This is a genomic window from Paractinoplanes ovalisporus (assembly GCF_016834655.1).
Taxonomy (GTDB): domain Bacteria; phylum Actinomycetota; class Actinomycetes; order Mycobacteriales; family Micromonosporaceae; genus Actinoplanes; species Actinoplanes ovalisporus.
Window position 1 is genome coordinate 161,033 of record NZ_JAENHP010000009.1, and the last position, 20,212, is coordinate 181,244.

At 68.3% G+C, this 20,212-nt stretch carries 18 protein-coding genes, 4 tRNA genes and 2 pseudogenes; 22 read left to right on the top strand and 2 right to left on the bottom strand.

Translation table 11 applies throughout. The annotated features are described in order from the left end of the window. Nucleotides 1-52: 52 nt before the first annotated feature. Nucleotides 53-133, bottom strand: a tRNA-Tyr gene (locus tag JIG36_RS26610). 149 nt (nt 134-282) lie between these two features. Between JIG36_RS26610 and JIG36_RS26615 the strand changes: the two genes are divergently transcribed. The 4 genes and pseudogenes from JIG36_RS26615 to JIG36_RS54815 all read left to right on the top strand — a co-directional run. Then, nucleotides 283-777 carry a YajQ family cyclic di-GMP-binding protein gene (locus JIG36_RS26615; protein ID WP_203379136.1) on the top strand — a complete coding sequence of 165 codons (495 nt, stop codon included), beginning with the start codon at nt 283-285 and terminating at the stop codon, nt 775-777. A 30-nt stretch (nt 778-807) separates the two neighbouring features. Then, nucleotides 808-1,110 (top strand): hypothetical protein, encoded by a 303-nt coding sequence (locus JIG36_RS26620; RefSeq protein WP_203379137.1) that lies wholly within the window; start codon nt 808-810, stop codon nt 1,108-1,110. Between the two features lie 78 nt (nt 1,111-1,188). Then, nucleotides 1,189-1,434 (top strand): annotated as a pseudogene (locus JIG36_RS54810) (sulfurtransferase); the annotation flags it as partial. Nucleotides 1,435-1,602: 168 nt separating this feature from the next. Then, nucleotides 1,603-1,929: pseudogene (locus tag JIG36_RS54815) on the top strand (sulfurtransferase); the annotation flags it as partial. Here the strand turns inward: JIG36_RS54815 and JIG36_RS26630 are convergent. Continuing rightward, nucleotides 1,926-2,246, bottom strand: a complete 321-nt coding sequence (locus tag JIG36_RS26630) for a hypothetical protein (protein ID WP_203379139.1) — start codon at nt 2,244-2,246, stop codon at nt 1,926-1,928. The pseudogene JIG36_RS54815 and the gene JIG36_RS26630 sit on opposite strands and share 4 nt — an antisense overlap. Nucleotides 2,247-2,505: 259 nt before the next feature. On the opposite strand from JIG36_RS26630, the gene JIG36_RS26635 reads away from it, so the two are divergent. From JIG36_RS26635 to JIG36_RS26720, 18 genes are all read left to right on the top strand, one after another. Next, nucleotides 2,506-2,679: a hypothetical protein gene (locus tag JIG36_RS26635; RefSeq protein ID WP_203379140.1), complete on the top strand. Its 174-nt coding sequence runs from the start codon at nt 2,506-2,508 to the stop codon at nt 2,677-2,679. A gap of 57 nt (nt 2,680-2,736) precedes the next feature. Next, a complete protein-coding gene (locus JIG36_RS26640; protein ID WP_203379141.1) occupies nt 2,737-5,271 on the top strand; it encodes a putative bifunctional diguanylate cyclase/phosphodiesterase in 2,535 nt (844 codons plus the stop codon). A 94-nt stretch (nt 5,272-5,365) separates the two neighbouring features. After that, nucleotides 5,366-5,438 (top strand) — tRNA-Thr (locus JIG36_RS26645). Between the two features lie 47 nt (nt 5,439-5,485). Then, nucleotides 5,486-5,558, top strand: a tRNA-Met gene (locus JIG36_RS26650). A gap of 103 nt (nt 5,559-5,661) precedes the next feature. Further along, nucleotides 5,662-5,829: a 50S ribosomal protein L33 gene (gene rpmG, locus JIG36_RS53400; protein ID WP_067495822.1), complete on the top strand. Its 168-nt coding sequence runs from the start codon at nt 5,662-5,664 to the stop codon at nt 5,827-5,829. A gap of 114 nt (nt 5,830-5,943) precedes the next feature. Further along, on the top strand, nt 5,944-6,393 hold the full coding sequence (locus JIG36_RS26660) for a MaoC family dehydratase N-terminal domain-containing protein (RefSeq protein ID WP_203379142.1): 450 nt from the start codon (nt 5,944-5,946) through the stop codon (nt 6,391-6,393). Beyond that, a complete protein-coding gene (locus JIG36_RS26665; protein ID WP_203379143.1) occupies nt 6,393-6,788 on the top strand; it encodes a MaoC family dehydratase in 396 nt (131 codons plus the stop codon). The genes JIG36_RS26660 and JIG36_RS26665 overlap by 1 nt, the downstream gene beginning before the upstream one ends. A 120-nt stretch (nt 6,789-6,908) precedes the next feature. Beyond that, nucleotides 6,909-6,981 (top strand) — tRNA-Trp (locus tag JIG36_RS26670). 107 nt (nt 6,982-7,088) lie between these two features. Further along, nucleotides 7,089-7,454, top strand: a complete 366-nt coding sequence (secE, locus tag JIG36_RS26675) for a preprotein translocase subunit SecE (protein ID WP_203379144.1) — start codon at nt 7,089-7,091, stop codon at nt 7,452-7,454. A gap of 39 nt (nt 7,455-7,493) precedes the next feature. Continuing rightward, the gene (gene nusG / locus JIG36_RS26680; protein WP_203379145.1) at nt 7,494-8,243 is read left to right on the top strand and encodes a transcription termination/antitermination protein NusG; all 750 of its coding nucleotides are present in this window, start codon (nt 7,494-7,496) and stop codon (nt 8,241-8,243) included. 73 nt (nt 8,244-8,316) lie between these two features. Beyond that, complete coding sequence (gene rplA / locus JIG36_RS26685) at nt 8,317-9,027, top strand: 50S ribosomal protein L1 (RefSeq protein WP_203379146.1); 711 nt, start codon at nt 8,317-8,319, stop codon at nt 9,025-9,027. Nucleotides 9,028-9,088: 61 nt separating this feature from the next. Next, nucleotides 9,089-9,820: an ATP-binding cassette domain-containing protein gene (locus tag JIG36_RS26690; protein WP_203379147.1), complete on the top strand. Its 732-nt coding sequence runs from the start codon at nt 9,089-9,091 to the stop codon at nt 9,818-9,820. Beyond that, nucleotides 9,817-10,497: a hypothetical protein gene (locus tag JIG36_RS26695; protein ID WP_203379148.1), complete on the top strand. Its 681-nt coding sequence runs from the start codon at nt 9,817-9,819 to the stop codon at nt 10,495-10,497. The genes JIG36_RS26690 and JIG36_RS26695 overlap by 4 nt, the downstream gene beginning before the upstream one ends. Nucleotides 10,498-10,777: 280 nt before the next feature. Next, nucleotides 10,778-11,323 carry a 50S ribosomal protein L10 gene (rplJ, locus tag JIG36_RS26700; RefSeq protein WP_203379149.1) on the top strand — a complete coding sequence of 182 codons (546 nt, stop codon included), beginning with the start codon at nt 10,778-10,780 and terminating at the stop codon, nt 11,321-11,323. A gap of 54 nt (nt 11,324-11,377) precedes the next feature. Beyond that, a complete protein-coding gene (gene rplL / locus JIG36_RS26705; protein ID WP_203379150.1) occupies nt 11,378-11,764 on the top strand; it encodes a 50S ribosomal protein L7/L12 in 387 nt (128 codons plus the stop codon). A gap of 590 nt (nt 11,765-12,354) precedes the next feature. After that, on the top strand, nt 12,355-15,795 hold the full coding sequence (gene rpoB / locus JIG36_RS26710) for a DNA-directed RNA polymerase subunit beta (protein ID WP_203379151.1): 3,441 nt from the start codon (nt 12,355-12,357) through the stop codon (nt 15,793-15,795). A gap of 85 nt (nt 15,796-15,880) precedes the next feature. Then, nucleotides 15,881-19,771, top strand: a complete 3,891-nt coding sequence (locus tag JIG36_RS26715; protein WP_203379152.1) for a DNA-directed RNA polymerase subunit beta' — start codon at nt 15,881-15,883, stop codon at nt 19,769-19,771. Between the two features lie 102 nt (nt 19,772-19,873). Then, complete coding sequence (locus tag JIG36_RS26720; protein WP_203379294.1) at nt 19,874-20,188, top strand: hypothetical protein; 315 nt, start codon at nt 19,874-19,876, stop codon at nt 20,186-20,188. Nucleotides 20,189-20,212: the final 24 nt, after the last annotated feature.

Here is a 20,212-nt window from a genome sequence, read left to right on the forward strand (position 1 = left end):
CATTTAAACGAAGAAAGCCCCCGACCGGAGTCGGGGGCTTCCTGTCTGCCTGTGGCGGGTGAAGGATTCGAACCTTCGAAGCTTTCGCGACGGATTTACAGTCCGCTCCCATTGGCCGCTCGGGCAACCCGCCTGGGCACACCACCACGGTCTCCCGTGGCAGCGGAGAACAGCTTAGCCGTACCGCGGTGCGGATTCGCAACCGGGTACGGTCGGCATGTCGGCGCCCGGTTCCCGGGCCCCGCCTTCATCGACGAAGCCCGCATCGCAGGAGTCCTGATCATGGCAGCCAGCCCGTCCTTCGACATCGTGAGCAAGGTCGACCAGCAGGAGGTCGACAACGCGTTCCACCAGGCGGAAAAGGAGCTCGGCACCCGGTTCGACTTCCGGGGCACGGGCACCACCGTCGCCAAGTCGGGCGACGCCGGCATCACCATCACCTCCGAGACCGAGGAGAGGGCCAGCGCCGCCCTCGACGTCTTCAAGGAGAAGCTCGTCAAGCGCAACATCTCGCTGAAGTCGCTCGAGGCGGGGGAGCCCCGGCAGTCCGGCAAGACCTACAAGATCGACTGCAAGGTCATCGAGGGCATCGAGACCGACAAGGCCAAGGCGATCAGCAAGAAGATCCGCGACGAGGGCCCCAAGGGCGTCCAGGCCCAGATCCAGGGCGACCAGCTGCGGGTCACCGGCAAGAAGCGGGACGACCTGCAGGCCGTGATCGCCCTGCTCAAGGCCGAAGACTTCGGCGTCGCCCTCCAGTTCACGAATTACCGCTGATCCCGCCGCTCATGGCCGCAGACTGAGGCCATGAGCACCAGTTCGTGGACCATGCTGGCCGGCGGGGTGGCCGGAGCGGTTCTCGCGGTGTTCGGCCTGGTCATTCTGCTGACCGGCCGGGCGCCGGAGCCGACCGCCCGGGCCTTCCGTAACGTGCGGGACGCCGGCTTCTACCACTTCCTCTTCGGCACCGCGCTCGGGCTGGTCGTCATCGCCACGAGCATCAACGCCCCGGTCGTCACCGTCATGATCACCGTGATCGCGGTGGCGATGGCCGGGACCGCCCTGGTCCGGTTCCGGCCGCGCGGGCGCCGGAGACCCGTCAACCGTTAGGGAGCGCCGAGGGTGATCGAGCCGGTCGTCAGTGCCGAATGGGTCCGCGACAACCACGACCGGGTGATCCTCGCCGACGTGCGGGCCTACCTCGACGGGCGCCGGGGCGCCGACGCGTACGCGCGGGGCCACCTGCCGGGCGCGGTCTTCGTCGACCTCGACGCCGATCTGGCCGCCCCGCCGACCCCGGCCGACGGGCGCCACCCGCTGCCCGATCCCGCCCACTTCGCCGAGCGGATGTCCGCGCTGGGCATCGGCGCGGACGACACCGTGATCGCCTACGACGACGCCGGGGGCGTGATGGCCGCCCGGCTCGTGTGGATGCTGAGGGCCCTGGGGCTCGAGGCCGCGCTGCTGGACGGCGGGCTGGATGCGTACGGGAAGGAACGCGAAACCGACGCACCCGGCCGGCCCCGCGCGGTTTTCCCCGTACGCCCGTGGCCCGCCGAACGCCTGGCCGGTCTGACCGACGCCACCTCGGGTGAGTTCGTGGTGCTCGACGCGCGCCAGCCCGAGCGTTTCCGCGGCGAGACCGAGCCGATCGACCCGCGGCCCGGCCACATTCCCGGCGCCCGCAACGTCTCGTGCCGCGACAACGTCACCGCCGACGGTCGTTTCCTTCCCGCCGAGATCCTGCGGCAGCGTTTCGTGGCGGCCGGCGTGACCGACGGCGCCGACGTCGTGTCCTACTGCGGCTCGGGCGTCACCGCCTGCCACAACCTGCTCGCCCTGGAACGTGCCGGTTTCGCCCCGGGCCGCCTCTATCCCGGCTCGTGGTCGCAGTACAGCGCGACCGAACTCCCCGCCGCGACCGCCTAGGCGCGGGCCTGCTCCTCGGCCCAGCGGTTGTAGGCCTCCCACGCCGACTGCTTGGTGGTGCCCAGCGCCGCCCCGATCTGGGTCCACGAGGCGCCGGCGTCCCGGGCCGCCCGCACCATCGACTGGCGGCCATATCCGGCCTTGCGGGTCACGACCTCGCTCAACGCCAGCATCTCGAGCGCCTCGGCCTGGGTGAGGGGCATGCCGTGTTCCCCGGCCACCGCGGCCAGCGCGTCACGCATCCTCAACTCGTCGTAGCGCGTTGTAGCGGTCGACAGGGTGTGCTGTCGCTCGAGATCGTCCGGTGAGGTCGTCACGGCGGGAGAGCATGGCGTCAGGGCTGCCTGACGTCAAGATCGCCTGACGCCGGACATGCGAATTGCCCTCACTTCTCCCAATATTTCGGACGTAAAGTCGTCAATTCTGCGCGTAACCGTGGGGGTCGTAACTCAACCGTTCGGTCAGGATTTCCTCATGTGCGGTTTCGACCCGGCGTCGGACACTGCCAGTCGCACACCGCGTGTGGCACCATCATGGAACCCCCACCGGAACGCGTAAAAATCGCAGGAGACAAACATGATCGCGAGGAAGCTGGGCCGTTTCGCCGGCTTGGTTTTCGTGCTCGCCGCCGTTTTCGGGGGCGTGGCAGCGGCAACTGCGAACAGCGCCGACGGTGCCAACGCAGCAGCCGCGCGCACGGCCAACTCGGGTCCTGCCCAGACGACAAACATCGGCGTCGAGTGGGACTAGGTTTCATCGCCGGCTGACTGACGATTCAACCGGCGTCATTGACCAACGAGGAGCGGGATGGCCCAGCGTCGAGAGGTGCGGCCGCGCTCCGCCCAGTACGCCTGGCTCATCACCGGCCCGCTGGCCGTCTTCACGCTCATCTGTTTCGCCGTCTTCTGGGTGGCTGACCACCGCTGGTATGCCGACTGGGCGTTCGGCCTGATCGCGTTCCTCGGCGTCTGCCTCGTCTACGTCGGCGTCTTCAACGTCGTCATCCGGCGCAGCACCTACAGCATCGTCCTGGTCGAGGTCCCCTTCGTCCTGATTCTGTTCTATCTGCCGCCCCCGATGGTGATCTGCGTCGTCGCGCTCGCCACCATGGTCACCCAGGTCATCCGGTCGGCCGTCATCACGCCGTCCAAGCTCTGGTTCAACGTCGCCAAGAGCGCCGCCAGCATCACCCTGGCCTCCCTGGTCATCGCCGCCTTCCCGAGGTACGGCGGTGACGACCCGCGCGCCTGGCTGATCCTCGCCGCCGCCCTGCTGGTCTACACCGTGGCCGACATCTCCAGCCTGGCCGGCGTGATGAGCGTGGTGCAGGGCTTCAAGGCCGGGCAGGAGGTGCTCCGCAGCGGCGTCTCGGCCCTGATCTTCGCGAGCATCAACGTCGTCATCGGCCTGGTCTTCCTGGTCGCGCTCGAGGCCACCAGCTGGTCCGCCGTCCTGCTGGCCGTTCTCGTCGCCGCCCTGATCCTGATGCTGCGGTCGTTCGCCGAGTTCTTCCGGCAGCACCGCACCCTGGCCGAGGTCTACGAGCTGACCAAGGCCGTGCGCGAGGTGGGCGCCGACTCCGGTCTGCCCGACGTGCTGCTCGGCCGGGTGCAGGCCCTGATGCGCTCGGAATACGCGACCCTCTGGCTCGCCCCCCAGGGCCGCCACCCCGAGGTGCTGCTCACCGCCCGGGTGGAGAACCAGGGCCTGCTCGATCTCTCACCGACCCCGGCCTCGGTGCGGGAGCAGGCGGTCACGAGCGGCGGCACGCTGGCCGTGGGCCCGAGCTTCGCCGACACGCAGGAGCAGAGGAAGCCGCTGCGCGCCGCGAAGATCAAAGACATCCTGATCGTCCCCCTGCGCTCCGGGCAGACCACGATCGGCACTCTCGAGGTGGTCAACCGGCTCGGCGACACCCGCTCCTTCCGGGTCGCCGACATCCAGGTGCTCGAGACGATCGCCGCCCACGCCGCGGCCGCCGTCGAGAACGGCCGCCTGGTCGACCGCCTGCTCTACGACGCCTACCACGACCGCCTGACCGCGCTGCCCAACCGCCGCCGCATCACCGACGCGCTCGCCGAGTCGGTCAAGGTGCGTGCCGAGGACGAGGTCGTCGCGGTTCTGCTGTTCGACGTCGACGGCCAGCGCGACGTCAACGAGTCGATGGGTCACGCCGCCGGCGACAAGCTGCTGGCCGAGGTGGCCGGCCGTCTGCGCGGCATCGCCGGCCCGGGCGCCCTGGTGGGCCGCATCGGCGGCGACGAGTTCGTGGTCACGCTGCGCGCCGAGAGCACCGACGCCACGGTCCAGCTGGCCACCGACATGCGCGAGCAGCTGCGCGGCCCGATGACGGTCGGCAGCCTCACTCTCGACGTCGACACCGCGGTGGGCGTGGCGGTCTACCCCGATCACGGCGGTGACCCCGAGACGCTGCTGCAGCGGGCCGAGCTGGCGGCCAACGCGGCCAAGGTCCTCCCGTACGGCGTCCAGCTCTTCCACCCCGCGCTCGAGTCCCGGGCCGTACGCCGTCTGGGCATCGCGGCCGACCTGCGCACGGCGCTCGACAGCGGCGCCCTCGACGTCTACTTCCAGCCCAAGGTCACGCTCACCGACCGCCACCTGGTCGGCGTGGAATGCCTGGCCCGCTGGCAGCACCCGGCCCAGGGCGAGGTGGCGCCGGAAGACTTCATCGCCGTCGCCGAGCACACCGGCCAGCTGTCCCGCCTCACCGAGGTGGTGCTCACCGAGGGCCTGCGCCGCTGCCGCGAGTGGGCCGACCAGGAACGCCCGCTCTCGATCGCGGTCAACCTGTCGGTACGCACCCTGCTCGACTCCCGCTTCCCCGACCAGGTGGCCTCGCTGCTCGAGCAGTACGGCGTGGCCGCGGCCCAGGTCACGTTCGAGATCTCCGAGCCCGGCATGCTGGGCGACATCGAGCGGGTGCTGCCCACCCTCTATCGCCTGCGCGACCTCGGGGTGCGGCTCAGCGTCGACGACTTCGGCACCGGCGCCTCGTCGCTGTCCTATCTGCGGCAGTGGCCGGTGCACGAGGTGAAGATCGACGACAGCTTCGTGCAGGGGATGGCGACCGACACCGGCGACCTCGCGATCGTGCGGGCGGTGATCAGCCTGGCCCGGGAGTTCGGCCTCACCGTGGTCGCCGAGGGCGTCGAGAGCGAGCTCACCCTCGACCTGCTGGAAGAGATGGGCTGCGAGATCGGCCAGGGTTATCTGTTCAGCCGCCCCCTGCCGTACGAGCGCCTGGAGGCCTGGTTCAGCGCCCAGACCGAGCCGGCGACCACCGACGCGGGCGAGGTCCGCAGGCTCCGCGCAGTAATCTGACCTGCGAAGACACGGGTTTGGGGGAGTCGATTTCACCCCCGGTCGGAGGCCGTGTAAGCTTTCCCTCGCGCCGCAATCGAGAGAACGCGCGCAGGCCCCCTTAGCTCAGTCGGCAGAGCGTCTCCATGGTAAGGAGAAGGTCTACGGTTCGATTCCGTAAGGGGGCTCTACCGGGTTCGTTCCCGCCACAGGCGATGGACTTGAGCCTGGCTCTGGCGGTGTAGCTCAGATGGCAGAGCAAGCGGCTCATAATCGCTGTGTCGCCGGTTCAAGTCCGGCCACCGCTACTTTGCAATAGGGATCCCACCCGGGGTCCCACTTTGCATGTCGGCGCCCAGTCGAAGTAGTCTGGAGCGTCGTTCAACCCCGTTAGCAGGAAGGCAACCCGTCGTGGCCAAGGCGACCGACGTCCGTCCGAAGATCACTTTGGCTTGTACGGAGTGCAAGGAGCGGAACTACATCACCCGGAAGAACCGGCGTAACGACCCGGACCGGATCGAGCTGAAGAAGTTCTGCCCGCGCGACGGCAAGCACACCCTGCACCGCGAGACCCGCTGATCTTCCTTTTTCTTCACCCTGCGCCGTTCGGTCCTGGACCGGGCGGCGCAGTGTCGTTCCGGCCTGTCCTCGGTCGTTTCGGCCGGGCCGTGACGAGGAAGTAAGTTCTTGGGTATGCCCCTGGACCCGTCCTTCATCGGCCGCAGCTGGCCGCCCACCGAGCCCTATCTGGTCGGCCGCGAGAAGATCCGCGAGTTCGCCCGCGCCATCGGCGCCACCGACGCCGAATATCACGACCCCGAGGCCGCGCGGGCGATCGGTTACGCCGACGTCGTCGCGCCGCCCACGTTCCCGGTCGTGATCACGATGACGTCCAGCCGGCAGATCATCGACGACCCGGCGCTGGGCCTCGACTACAGCCGCGTCGTGCACGGCGACCAGAAGTTCGCCTACACCCGCCCGGTCGTGGCCGGCGATGCGCTGGTCTGCGTCAACTCGGTCGACGAGATCACCTCGCGCGGCGGGCACGACTTCCTGACCACCCGCACCGAGGTCACCACCGCCGACGGCGAGCCCGTGGTCACCGTCTGGTCCAAGCTCGTGCAGCGGGGAGAGGACCACTGATGAGTGACACGCTGGAGCCGCAGACCTTCCGGATCACCCGGGCCGACCTGGTGCGCTACGCGGGCGCCTCAGGTGACTTCAACACGATCCACTGGAGCGACCGCGTCGCGAAGAGCGTCGGGCTGCCCGGCGTCATCGCGCACGGCATGTTCACCATGGCCCTGGTCGGCCGGGCCGTCACCACCTGGGCCGGCGCCCCCGATTCGGTCGTGGAATACAGCGTACGGTTCTCCCGTCCGGTGCCGGTTCCCGACACCGACGAGGGCACCGAGGTGGTCGTCACCGCCACGGTGAAGGGCACCACCGACGAGGGCCACACCAAGCTCGCGCTGACCGCCACCTGCCAGGGCGAGAAGGTGCTCTCGATGGCCCAGGCGACGATCCGGAAGCGCTAGACACGGCCCAGGGCGAGCCCGGGTTGGGCGAACCCGATGTGAACCCGTACACTGGTGCGCCGTGGGGCAATGAACCCCCGAACCAGCCTGCCTGGATCGGGGTTTTCAGCTGCCTCGCGAAGGGGTGTAGCTCAATTGGCAGAGCAGCGGTCTCCAAAACCGCAGGCTGCAGGTTCAAGTCCTGTCACCCCTGCGCAATCCTCCTAGACGTGCCCGCCCGGTGCGCGGTCCGCACGACCTCCGCGCCCGTGGCGAGCGCCGACAGGGGACCCCCACCACCGATGACGGAAGTAGGGCGCCATGGCCGACAGGAACCGACCCGGTGACGCCGGCGACCCTGCCGACGACGAGGTGTTCGACGACGCCGTCGAGGACGACAAGGACCAGCCCGACGACGACGCCGAGCCGGTAGGCCGGGGCGGCACCGCCGTCGCCGAGCGTTCGGCCAAGCCGAAGAAGGAAGTTCGCCGGACGGGCTTCTTCGGACGTATCGGTGGTTTCTTCCGTGAGGTCGTCAGCGAGCTGCGTAAGGTCATCTGGCCCACGCGCAAGGAGCTCCTGACCTACACGACGATCGTGATCGTGTTCGTGGCGGTCATGACCACCATCGTCGGCCTGCTGGACCTCGGCCTGGGCAAGGCCATCCTCTGGGCGTTCGGCGGCTGACCCCGCCGTTTGAGAAGACTTAGTTGGAAGTGAGCGAGCGTGCCTGAGTACGACGACGAGACCGCGCAGGCCGTCGACGAGCAGTCGTCGGTGGCCACGGCGGACACCGACGAGTCGGTCGAGGCCGCTGAGCCGGAGGCGCCCGAGGCGGAGGCCGCCGAGCCGGTCGCCGCGCCGGCCGCGGAAGACGACGAAGACTACGACCCGGTGCAGGAGCTGCGGCAGAAGCTGCGCTACGCCCCGGGCGACTGGTACGTCGTGCACTCCTACGCGGGTTACGAGAACAAGGTCAAGACCAACCTCGAGACCCGCATCACCAGCCTCGACATGGAGGATTTCATCTTCCAGGTCGAGGTCCCGACCCGTGAAGAGGTCGAGGTCAAGGGCGGCAAGCGCGTCCAGGTCAACAACAAGGTCTTCCCGGGCTACATCCTGGTCCGCATGGACCTGAGCCCCGAGTCGTACTCCTGCGTGCGCAACACGCCCGGCGTCACCGGCTTCGTGGGTGCGACCGACCGCGTCGACCGCCCGGCCCCGCTCTCGCTCGACGAGGTGCTGAAGTGGCTGGCGCCGGCCGTCGAGCAGGAGGAGAAGAAGGCCAAGCCCGAGGTCAAGGTCCTCGACTTCGAGGTCGGCGACTCGGTCACGGTCACCGACGGCGCGTTCGCCTCGCTGCCCGCCTCGATCAGCGAAATCAATGCCGACCAGCAGAAGTTGAAGGTTCTGGTCTCCATCTTCGGCCGTGAGACGCCGGTGGAGCTCAACTTCAACCAGGTCGCCAAGATCTGACAAGCAAGAGCAAGTCAGTGGGAGGGCCCTCGAATCCGTGGGGGCCCGCCATCTACCACAGGAGTAAGTGAACATGCAGCGCAGCAAGGGCTACCGCAAGGGCGCCGAGCAGATCGACCAGAACAAGCTCTACGAGCCGGCCGACGCGATCAAGCTCGCCAAGGAGACCAGCCCCACCAAGTTCGACGCGACCGTCGAGGTCGCCATGCGCCTGGGCGTCGACCCGCGTAAGGCCGACCAGATGGTCCGCGGCACGGTCAACCTGCCCCACGGCACCGGCAAGACCGCCCGCGTGATCGTCTTCGCCCAGGGCGCGAAGGCCGAGGAGGCCGTCGCGGCCGGCGCCGACGAGGTCGGCACCGACGAGCTCGTCGCCCGCATCCAGGGTGGCTGGCTCGACTTCGACGCGGCGATCGCGACCCCCGACCAGATGGCCAAGATCGGTCGTATCGCCCGCATCCTCGGCCCGCGTGGTCTCATGCCCAACCCGAAGACCGGCACCGTCACCATGGACGTGACCAAGGCCGTCAACGAGATCAAGGGCGGCAAGATCACCTTCCGGGTCGACAAGCACTCGAACCTGCACCTGATCATCGGCAAGGCGTCGTTCACGGCCGAGCAGCTGACCGACAACTACGCCGCGGTTCTCGACGAGGTCCTGCGGGCCAAGCCGTCCGCCGCCAAGGGCAAGTACCTCAAGAAGGTCACCGTCACCACCACCATGGGCCCCGGCGTGCCGGTCGACCCGAACGTGGTCAAGGGCCTGACCAACGCCGAGGCCTGATCGCTGAACACGGAAGCCCCCGGGGACATCCCCGGGGGCTTTTCTGTGGCAAAGTTCCGTCGTGCGTTTCGAGGGGCTCTGGTTCCGATACGGTCGTCGCGCCGACTGGACGCTGCAGGCCGTCGACGCTTCGGTCGAGCCCGGCCAGACGGTCGTCGTGCTGGGTCGCAACGGCGCCGGCAAGTCCACCCTCCTGCAGCTCGCCGCCGGGGTCCTGCGGCCGTCCCGCGGCGCCGTGCGTGACCGTCCGCCCGTCGTGGGCTGGGTGCCCGAGCGTTTCCCGGCCGACCAGCCGTTCACCGCGGGCGACTACCTGCACCGCATGGCCCTCGTGCGCGGCCACGACCCGAGCCAGGCCGACGAGTGGATCGAGCGGTTGTTGCTCGCCGACCACACCGGCACCCGTCTGAGCGACCTCTCGAAGGGCACCGCCCAGAAGGTCGGCCTCGCCCAGGCCCTGATCGCCCGCCCCGGCCTGCTCATCCTCGACGAGCCGTGGGAGGGCCTCGACGCCGTCGCCCGCACCCTGATCCCGGGCATCGTGGCCGAGGTGACCGCCGCCGGTGGCATGGTCCTGCTCAGCGACCACCGCGGCGAGACGGCCCGCATCCCCGGCGCGATCCACTGGCAGGTCGCCGACGCCACGCTCGCGCCGGCCCCACCGCCACCTGCCCCGGCCCGCGACGAGGTCGTCATCGAGGTGGCCGTCCGCCGGGCCGACGCCGACGAGGCGGTGGTCCGGCTGCGGGCCCAGGGCCACGCCGTCCTGGGCGTCCGCGAGGCGGGCCGGTGAGCGCCCTGATCCGGATGCGTCTGGCCGGCTTCCTGCGCGGCGGCCGCATCCTTCCGCCCGCGATCGCCGTCCTGGTCGTGCTGGGCGTCATCTACGGCGGCGGAGCCTCACCGGCCGCGGTGGCCTACGGCTATTCGGCCGCCGCGCTCTTCCCCGTGCTGGCCTGGCAGACCAAGCTTCTGCTGGACACCGAGCCCGACGTGCAGCGCCGCCTGGCCCGCGTCGCCGTCGGCCCCCGTTCCGAGGCCGCCGCGGGCCTGCTGGCGGCGGCCCTGCTCGCTCTGGTCGTCTGCACCCTGGCCATGGTCACCCCCTGGCTGTTCCACGGCATCGACACCACCAAGGCCGTCGGCTCCGGCACCGCGCTCGGCGTCCTGGCTCACCTGCTGGCCGTTCCGCCCGCTGTGGCCGTCGGCGCCCTGGCCAGCCGGGCCGTGACCCGGGGCGTCCGCAACGGCGTCGCCGTCCTGGTCACCGCGGCCGTCCTGGTGGTCGTGCTGGGCCTGCAGGGCTCGATCACCCCGTGGCTGGTCCCACCCGTCATGGCCACCGCGCGGGCCCTGAACGACGTCAAGGCCCCGCCCGCGGCCACTCTGGTCCTGCTCGTCACCTGGGCCACCCTGTGGTCCGCCGTATCTTTCACGCTCTACGCCCACTTCCGCCGCACCCGTTCCTGACCGGGGCCGATTTGGCGGTGCCGGATGTGTCGCGTACAGTTCGTTGTCGAAGTTCCACCCATAGACCGCTGGTCGCCGTGGCTCTTGTCTTCTGACACAGATGCTCCGGTCGAAGGTTCCGCGAATGCGGGCGGCCCGCGCAGGGGAGAACGGTTCGTGATCGGGCTGCGGCGAAAGCCGAATGTGCCTGCTCCGCCCCGTGCGCCCTGCGCCGGGGCGTTTCTCGTTCCACCCCTCCTTCGAGTTCGACCAGTGGTTCGAGCACTGAGAGAGGAGGGACATGGCGGACAAGCCGGTCCGGGCCGACAAGGCCAGCGCCGTTGCCGAGCTCACCGACGATTTCCGTAACTCGTCGGCCACCGTGCTGACCGAGTACCGCGGTCTCACGGTCAAGCAGCTCACCGAGCTGCGCCGTTCGCTGGGCAGCGACACCAAGTACGCGGTGTCGAAGAACACCCTGGCGAAGCGCGCGGCTACCGACGCGGGCATCGAGGGCCTCGACACGCTGTTCACCGGTCCTACCGCGCTCGCTTTCATCAGCGGCGACCCGGTCGAGGCAGCCAAGGGTCTTCGGGCCTTCGCCAAGGCCAACCCCGTCCTGGTCATCAAGGGCGGTGTTTTCGAGGGCAAGGCGATCACGGCGGCTGACGTCAACAAGATCGCTGACCTCGAGTCGCGTGAGGTTCTGCTGGCCAAGCTGGCCGGCGCCATGAAGGGCAACCTGACCAAGGCGGCCGGTCTGTTCCAGGCCCCGCTTTCGCAGGTGGCACGCCTCGCGGCCGCTCTTCAGGAGAAGCGCGAGAAGGACGGTCCCGCGGAGGCCTGAGCCACCGCGAACCAGCAAGACTTTTTGATCAGAAGCTAGGAAAGGTTGCCAGATATGGCGAAGCTCAGCACCGACGAGCTGCTCGACGCGTTCAAGGAGATGACGCTGATCGAGCTGTCGGAGTTCGTGAAGCAGTTCGAGGAGACCTTCGAGGTCACCGCGGCTGCCCCCGTCGCGATCGCGGGCGCTGCCCCGGCCGCCGGCGGTGCCGCCGAGGCTGCCGTCGAGCAGGACTCGTTCGACGTTGTCCTCGAGGGTGACGGTGGCAAGAAGATCCAGGTCATCAAGGTCGTGCGCGAGCTGACCGGCCTGGGCCTCAAGGAGGCCAAGGACGCCGTCGAGTCCGCCCCCAAGGCGATCCTCGAGGGTGTCAACAAGGAGAAGGCCGAGGCCGCCAAGGCCAAGCTCGAGGGCGAAGGCGCCAAGGTCACCCTCAAGTGATCTAACGCTCCACCGCTTTCTCTTGCGAATGGCGAGGACCCCGTGTGTGGGTCCTCGCCATTCGTCTGTTTTCGCTGTCGTCGCTGGTCAGGGGCCTGATGCCGGCTGTCCGGCTCCCGACGCACAAACCGGGCCCAATCGGGCAAGCCGTGGAGTATGGTCGCTACAGCGCGCCGGGCGGGCGACGGCGAGGGGCTGACCCACGTCGCAACCCTTGACTGTGTGTCCCCTGACAGGCACGCTGATGACAGCAAGTTTCCGCGCTTGCGACAGCCGACCCGTGGGCAATCAGGTCCCGCGGCAAGGCACCCGAGGGAGAGTTGCCGCGTTCCGAGCGGCCCCGCTGGTGGCCCTGGCCCGATGAGGCGCAGGTCAGAGGCTGTGGGGACACGCTCCGCAGGCACCCTCAGGTGTGGGCTGGACAGCGGTTAGCCGAGCGGCTACACTGCTAGTTTGCGCTGCCTTCTGTCTTGAGCCCTGCCTGGACATCCATCCGGATGAATTCCTGGGGGCTCGTTGGAGTGCACGCAGACAGTTGCATACCGCAGCTGCAGCCGCATCAGCAGCACCGGTCCTCGGAAGGACGCATCTTGGCAGCTTCCCGCCCTGCGAAGACCAGCCGTACGTCGAGCGCTTACGCACCCCGCCGTGTCTCTTTCGGCAGGATCACCGAGCAACTTGAGGTCCCCAACCTCCTCGCCCTCCAGACGGAGTCCTTCGACTGGCTGGTCGGGAACGAGGCTTGGCAGGCCCGGTCGACGGACGACCCGCACGCCCACTCGGGCCTCGCAGAGATCCTCGAAGAGATCAGTCCCATTGAGGACTTCTCCGGCACAATGTCGCTGTCCTTCTCGTCTCCCCGATTCGACGAGGTCAAGGCCTCGATCGAGGAGTGCAAGGAGAAGGACCTGACCTACTGCGCGCCGCTGTTCGTGACCGCGGAGTTCACCAACAACACCACTGGCGAGATCAAGAGCCAGACCGTGTTCATGGGTGACTTCCCGATGATGACCCCCAAGGGGACGTTCGTCATCAACGGCACGGAGCGCGTCGTGGTGAGCCAGCTCGTCCGCTCGCCGGGCGTGTACTTCACCAAGGAGCCGGACAAGACCTCCGACCGTGACCTCTCCAGCGTCAAGGTCATCCCGAGCCGGGGCGCCTGGCTCGAGTTCGACATCGACAAGCGCGACACCGTCGGCGTCCGCATCGACCGCAAGCGCCGGCAGGCCGTCACCGTCCTGCTCAAGGCGATCGGTTGGTCGGCCGACCAGATCCGTGAGCGGTTCGGGTGGTCCGAGCTGCTCATGACCACCCTGGAGAAGGACCACATCGCCGGGCAGGACGAAGCCCTGCTCGACATCTACCGCAAGCTCCGCCCCGGCGAGCCCCCGACCCGGGAGAACGCGCAGACCCTGCTCGACAACCTCTTCTTCAACCCGAAGAGGTACGACGTCGCCAAGGTCGGCCGTTACAAGTTCAACAAGAAGCTGGACATCGACGTCCCGATCGTCCGCGGCACCCTCACCGAGGAAGACGTCGTCAAGACCGTCGAGTACCTCTGCCGGCTGCACGCCGGTGAGGAGGGCTACGAGGCCGACGACATCGACCACTTCGGCAACCGGCGCCTGCGCACGGTCGGCGAGCTCATCCAGAACCAGGTCCGCGTCGGCCTGTCCCGGATGGAGCGCGTCGTCCGCGAGCGCATGACGACCCAGGACGTCGAGGCGATCACGCCGCAGACCCTGATCAACATCCGTCCCGTGGTGGCGGCGATCAAGGAGTTCTTCGGCACGTCGCAGCTGTCGCAGTTCATGGACCAGACGAACCCGCTGGCGGGCCTGACCCACCGGCGTCGTCTGTCCGCGCTCGGCCCCGGTGGCCTCTCGCGTGAGCGGGCCGGCTTCGAGGTCCGCGACGTGCACCCGTCCCACTACGGCCGGATGTGCCCGATCGAGACGCCCGAAGGCCCGAACATCGGTCTGATCGGCGCGCTCTCCACGTTCGCCCGGGTCAACCCGTTCGGCTTCATCGAGACGCCGTACCGGAAGGTCGAGGCGGGCACCGTCACCGACGAGGTGCACTACCTTACGGCTGACGAGGAGGACCGCTACATCAAGGCGCAGGCGAACGCCACGCTGAAGAGCGACGGCACCTTCGCCGACGACCGCGTCCTGGTCCGCCGGAAGGGCGGTGAGGTCGACTACGTGCCCGGCACGGAGGTCGACTACATGGACGTGTCGCCGCGTCAGATGACCTCGGTCGCGACCGCGATGATCCCGTTCCTCGAGCACGACGACGCCAACCGCGCCCTCATGGGCGCGAACATGCAGCGTCAGGCCGTGCCGCTGGTCAAGGCCGAGTCGCCGCTGGTCGGCACGGGCATGGAGTACCGCGCCGCGGTCGACGCCGGTGACGTGGTCGTCGCCGAGGTCGGCGGCGTCGTCGAGGACCTGTGCGCCGACTACGTGACGGTCCACCAGGACGACGGCCACCGCCGCACGTACCTGCTGCACAAGTTCCGCCGCTCCAACGCCGGCTCCTGCGTCAACCAGAAGCCGGTCGTGTTCGAGGGTGACCGGGTCGAGGCCGGCCAGGTCATCGCCGACGGCCCGTGCACCGACGAGGGGGAGATGGCCCTCGGCCGCAACCTGCTCGTCGCGTTCATGTGCTGGGAGGGCCACAACTACGAGGACGCGATCATCCTGTCGCAGCGCCTCGTCCAGCAGGACGTCCTCACCTCGATCCACATCGAGGAGCACGAGGTCGACGCCCGCGACACCAAGCTCGGCCCGGAAGAGATCACCCGCGACATCCCCAACGTCAGCGAGGAAATGCTCGCCGACCTGGACGAGCGCGGCATCATCCGGATCGGTGCCGAGGTCGTGCCCGGCGACATCCTGGTCGGCAAGGTCACGCCCAAGGGCGAGACCGAGCTGACCCCCGAGGAGCGGCTGCTCCGCGCGATCTTCGGTGAGAAGGCCCGGGAGGTCCGGGACACCTCGCTGAAGGTGCCGCACGGTGAGACCGGCACGGTCATCGGCGTCCGCACGTTCTCGCGCGAGGACGGCGACGAGCTGCCCCCGGGCGTCAACGAGCTGGTCCGGGTCTACGTCGCCCAGAAGCGCAAGATCCAGGACGGTGACAAGCTCGCGGGCCGCCACGGCAACAAGGGCGTCATCTCCAAGATCCTGCCGGTCGAGGACATGCCGTTCCTTGAGGACGGCACCCCGGTCGACATCGTGCTCAACCCGCTCGGTGTGCCCTCGCGTATGAACATCGGCCAGGTTCTGGAGACCCACCTCGGGTGGATCGCCAAGACCGGCTGGGAGGTCGAGGGCGACGACGCCGAGTGGAAGCGCCAGCTGCGCGCGATCGAGGCGCACGAGTCCCCCAAGGACTCGAACGTCGCGACCCCCGTCTTCGACGGTGCGCAGGAGGAGGAGATCAAGGGCCTCCTCGAGTCGACGCTGGTCAACCGCGACGGCAAGCGGCTGGTCAACGGTGACGGCAAGGCGCAGCTGTTCGACGGCCGCTCCGGCGAGCCGCTGCCGGACCCGGTCTCGGTCGGGTACGTCTACATCCTCAAGCTGAACCACCTGGTCGACGACAAGATTCACGCTCGGTCGACCGGCCCGTACTCGATGATCACGCAGCAGCCGCTGGGTGGTAAGGCGCAGTTCGGTGGCCAGCGGTTCGGCGAGATGGAGTGCTGGGCGATGCAGGCCTACGGCGCCGCTTACGCGCTGCAGGAACTGCTCACCATCAAGTCCGACGACGTCCTCGGTCGCGTGAAGGTCTACGAGGCCATCGTCAAGGGCGAGAACATCCCGGAGCCGGGAATCCCCGAGTCCTTCAAGGTGCTTCTCAAGGAGCTCCAGTCGCTGTGCCTGAACGTCGAGGTGCTCTCCAGCGACGGTGTTGCCCTCGAGATGCGCGAGACGGACGACGAGGTCTTCCGGGCCGCGGAGGAACTCGGTATCGACCTGTCACGGCGCCCGAACGAGGGCGTCAGCAGCGTCGAAGAGATCTGACGGAAACGGCCCCGGGGTGTGAGCCCCGGGGCCGTCACCGCCGGCCTGGAACCCATTCGAGCAAGAAATACGAGGGATAGACCAAGTGCTCGACGTCAACTTCTTCGACGAGTTGCGCATCGGCCTGGCCACCGCTGACGACATCCGGCAGTGGTCGCACGGCGAGGTCAAGAAGCCCGAGACGATCAACTACCGCACGCTCAAGCCCGAGAAGGACGGACTCTTCTGCGAGAAGATCTTCGGTCCTCAGCGGGACTGGGAGTGCTACTGCGGCAAGTACAAGCGGGTCCGGTTCAAGGGCATCATCTGTGAGCGCTGCGGCGTCGAGGTGACCCGGTCCAAGGTCCGCCGTGAGCGCATGGGCCACATCGAGCTGGCCGCGTCGGTCACGCACATCTGGTACTTCAAGGGTGTGCCGAGCCGGCTGGGCTACCTGCTCGACCTGGCGCCCAAGGACCTCGAGAAGATCATTTACTTCGCCTCGTATGTGGTCACGAGCGTTGACGCCGAGGCGCGTCACCGCGACCTGTCCACCATCGAGAACGAGATCTTCGCCGAGAAGCGCCAGTCCGAGAACAGCCGCGACTCCGAGATCGAGAAGCGGGCAGCGAAGCTGGAGCAGGACCTCTCGGAGCTCGAAGCCGAGGGTGCCAAGGCCGACGTGCGCCGCAAGGTCAAGGAGGCCGGCGAGCGCGAGATGCGCCAGATCCGTGACAAGGCGCAGCGCGAGATCGACCGGCTCGACGAGGTGCTCGACACCTTCCGCAAGCTCGACTCCAAGCAGCTGGTCACCGACGAGCTGCTCTACCGCGAGCTGCGGGACCGCTTCGGTGAGTACTTCACCGGTGGCATGGGCGCCGAGGCGATCAAGGCGCTGCTGCAGAACATGGACCTGGACGCCGAGGCCGAGAACCTGCGCGAGATCATTCGCACCGGTAAGGGCCAGCGCAAGATCCGTGCGCTCAAGCGCCTCAAGGTCGTCGCCGCGTTCCTGAACACGCGCAACTCGCCGCTCGGCATGGTGCTGGACTGCGTCCCGGTCATCCCGCCGGATCTGCGCCCGATGGTGCAGCTCGACGGTGGCCGTTTCGCCACGTCCGACCTGAACGACCTGTACCGCCGCGTGATCAACCGCAACAACCGCCTCAAGCGACTGATCGACCTCGGCGCGCCCGAGATCATCGTCAACAACGAGAAGCGGATGCTGCAGGAGGCCGTCGACGCGCTGTTCGACAACGGCCGCCGCGGCCGGCCGGTCACCGGTCCGGGCAACCGCCCGCTCAAGTCGCTGTCCGACATGCTCAAGGGCAAGCAGGGCCGGTTCCGTCAGAACCTGCTCGGCAAGCGCGTCGACTACTCCGGCCGTTCGGTCATCGTCGTCGGCCCGCGCCTGAAGCTGCACCAGTGCGGTCTGCCCAAGCAGATGGCGCTGGAGCTGTTCAAGCCGTTCGTGATGAAGCGCCTGGTCGACCTGAACCACGCGCAGAACATCAAGTCGGCCAAGCGCATGGTCGAGCGTCAGCGGCCGGTCGTGTGGGACGTCCTCGAAGAGGTCATCAGCGAGCACCCGGTGCTGCTGAACCGTGCGCCGACCCTGCACCGCCTGGGCATCCAGGCCTTCGAGCCGCAGCTGGTCGAGGGCAAGGCGATCCAGATCCACCCGCTCGTGTGTACGGCGTTCAACGCCGACTTCGACGGTGACCAGATGGCGGTGCACGTGCCGCTGTCGGCCGAGGCGCAGGCCGAGGCCCGGATCCTGATGCTCTCGTCGAACAACATCCTCAAGCCGGCCGACGGCAAGCCGGTCACCATGCCGACCCAGGACATGGTCATCGGTCTGTACTACCTGACCCACGAGACGCCCGGCACCAAGGGCGAGGGACGGGTGTTCAGCTCGGACGCCGAGGCGCGGATGGCCTTCGACAACGGCGAACTGCACCTGCAGGCGCCGGTGAAGATCCGCCTCCACGAGGTCATCGGTGTCGACAACGGCGCCAAGGCCGAGAAGTGGGAGGCCCCCGAGGGCTGGACCGAGGGCGAGCCGCTGCTCGTCGAGACCACGCTCGGCCGGGTCATCTTCAACGAGACGCTGCCCCCGGGCTACCGCTTCGTGAACTACGAGATCCGCAAGGGTCAGCTGTCGGCGATCGTCAACGACCTCGCCGAGCGCTTCCCCAAGGTCAGCCTCGCGGCGACCCTGGACGCGCTCAAGGAGGCCGGCTTCCACTGGGCCACCTGGTCGGGTGTGACGATCGGTATGGGCGACGTCATCGGCCCGGAGCGCAAGCCGGAGATCCTGCAGCGCTACCAGGTCGAGGCCGACCGCATCGACAAGCAGTACCAGCGGGGTCTCATGACCGCCGAGGAGCGTCGCGGCGAGCTCATCGAGATCTGGACGAAGGCGACCAACGAGATCTCCAAGGAGATGGAGAACTCGCTGCCGCACGAGAACCCGCTCTGGGTCATGATCAACTCGGGTGCCCGCGGTAACCTGCTGCAGCTCCGGCAGATCGCCGCGATCCGCGGCCTGGTGGCCAACCCCAAGGGTGAGATCATCCCGCGGCCGATCACCTCGTCGTACCGCGAGGGTCTGACCGTGCTGGAGTACTTCATCTCCACGCACGGTGCCCGTAAGGGTCTGGCCGACACCGCGCTGCGTACCGCCGACTCGGGTTACCTGACCCGTCGTCTGGTGGACGTCTCGCAGGACGTCATCATCCGCGAGGAGGACTGCGGCACCGACCGCGCGATCCCGATGCAGGTGGGCGAGCGCGAGGCCGACGGCACCCTGGTCGTGCACGTGCACGCCGAGACCGGTGTGCACGCCCGGACGCTGGCCGACGACATCAAGGACGCCAACGGCAACCTGGTCGTCCCGCGGGGCGCGGACCTCAACTCGATCCTGGTCGACCAGCTGGTCGCCGCCGGCGTCGAGAACGTCCGGGTCCGCTCGGTGCTCACCTGTGAGTCGAAGCTCGGTGTGTGCGCGGCCTGCTACGGCCGTTCGCTGCCGACCGGCAAGGGCGTGGACATCGGTGAGGCGGTCGGCATCATCGCCGCCCAGTCCATCGGTGAGCCGGGTACCCAGCTGACGATGCGTACCTTCCACACCGGTGGTGTCGCGGGTGAGGACATCACCCAGGGTCTGCCGCGTGTGCAGGAGATCTTCGAGGCCCGCGTTCCCAAGGGCAAGGCGCCCATCGCCGACACCCCGGGACGCATCCGCATCGAGGACGGCGAGCGCTCGCGGAAGATCATCGTGGTGCCGGACGACGGCAGCGAGGAGATCGTCTACGACAAGATCTCCAAGCGCGTCAAGCTCCGCGCCCACGACGGCGACCACGTCGGCGTCGGCGAGAAGCTGACCGAGGGCACCATCGACCCGCACGAGCTTCTGCGGATCATGGGTCCGCGGGCGGTCCAGGTCCACCTGACCTCCGAGGTCCAGGAGGTCTACCGCTCGCAGGGTGTGCTCATCCACGACAAGCACATCGAGATCATCATCCGCCAGATGCTCAAGCGGGTGACGGTCATCGACTCCGGCGCGGCCGAGTTCCTGCCGGGCGTGCTGGTCGACCGGGCGCTCTTCGAGTCGGAGAACCGCCGGCTCGTGGGCGAGGGTGGCGAGCCCGCCGCCGGTCGCCCGGTGCTGATGGGTATCACCAAGGCCTCGCTGGCCACGGACTCCTGGCTCTCGGCGGCCTCCTTCCAGGAGACCACCCGGGTGCTGACCGACGCGGCGATCAACTCGCGCAGCGACTCGCTCGTCGGCCTCAAGGAGAACGTGATCATCGGTAAGCTCATCCCGGCCGGTACGGGCATCAGCAAGTACCGCAACATCCGGGTCGAGCCGACCGAGGAGGCCAAGGCCAAGGTCTACTCGATGACCGGATACCCGGAGACCGACTACGGCTTCGGGCCGGCCAGCGGGCAGGCTGTGCCGCTGGACGACTTCGACTTCGGGTCGTACCGCTAAGGTCCACCGTTCGAAAGGCGGTCGCGCTGGTGCGCGGCCGCCTTTCGGCGTTCCTAAGATGGGGTGGTGACTGTTCCCGCCCAGGTTCCGACCCGCCACCCGATGGACCCCGATCCGGAGCCCTCGTCGAAGGCGCGGGCGGTTTTCGCGCTGGGGCTGGTGGGCTTCCTGACCGGCGCCTTCGTCGGCGGTGTGATTCCCGCCACTGTCGCGCTGCTGCTGGCCCGGCAGACGGCCCGGCAGGCGTACGAGGCGAAGGGTTATCTGACCGGCTCGGCGTGGATCCGGCGGGGTCGACGGCTGGCCTGGGCCGGCATCGTCCTCGCCCTGACCTCCCTGGTCATCGCGTCGATCGCCGGCCTGTTGCACCTGGCCGGCTCGCCCGGTGGCCCCGACTTCTCGCCCGGCACCGACTAGGCGGGGTGCGGCTCGCCCCGTACG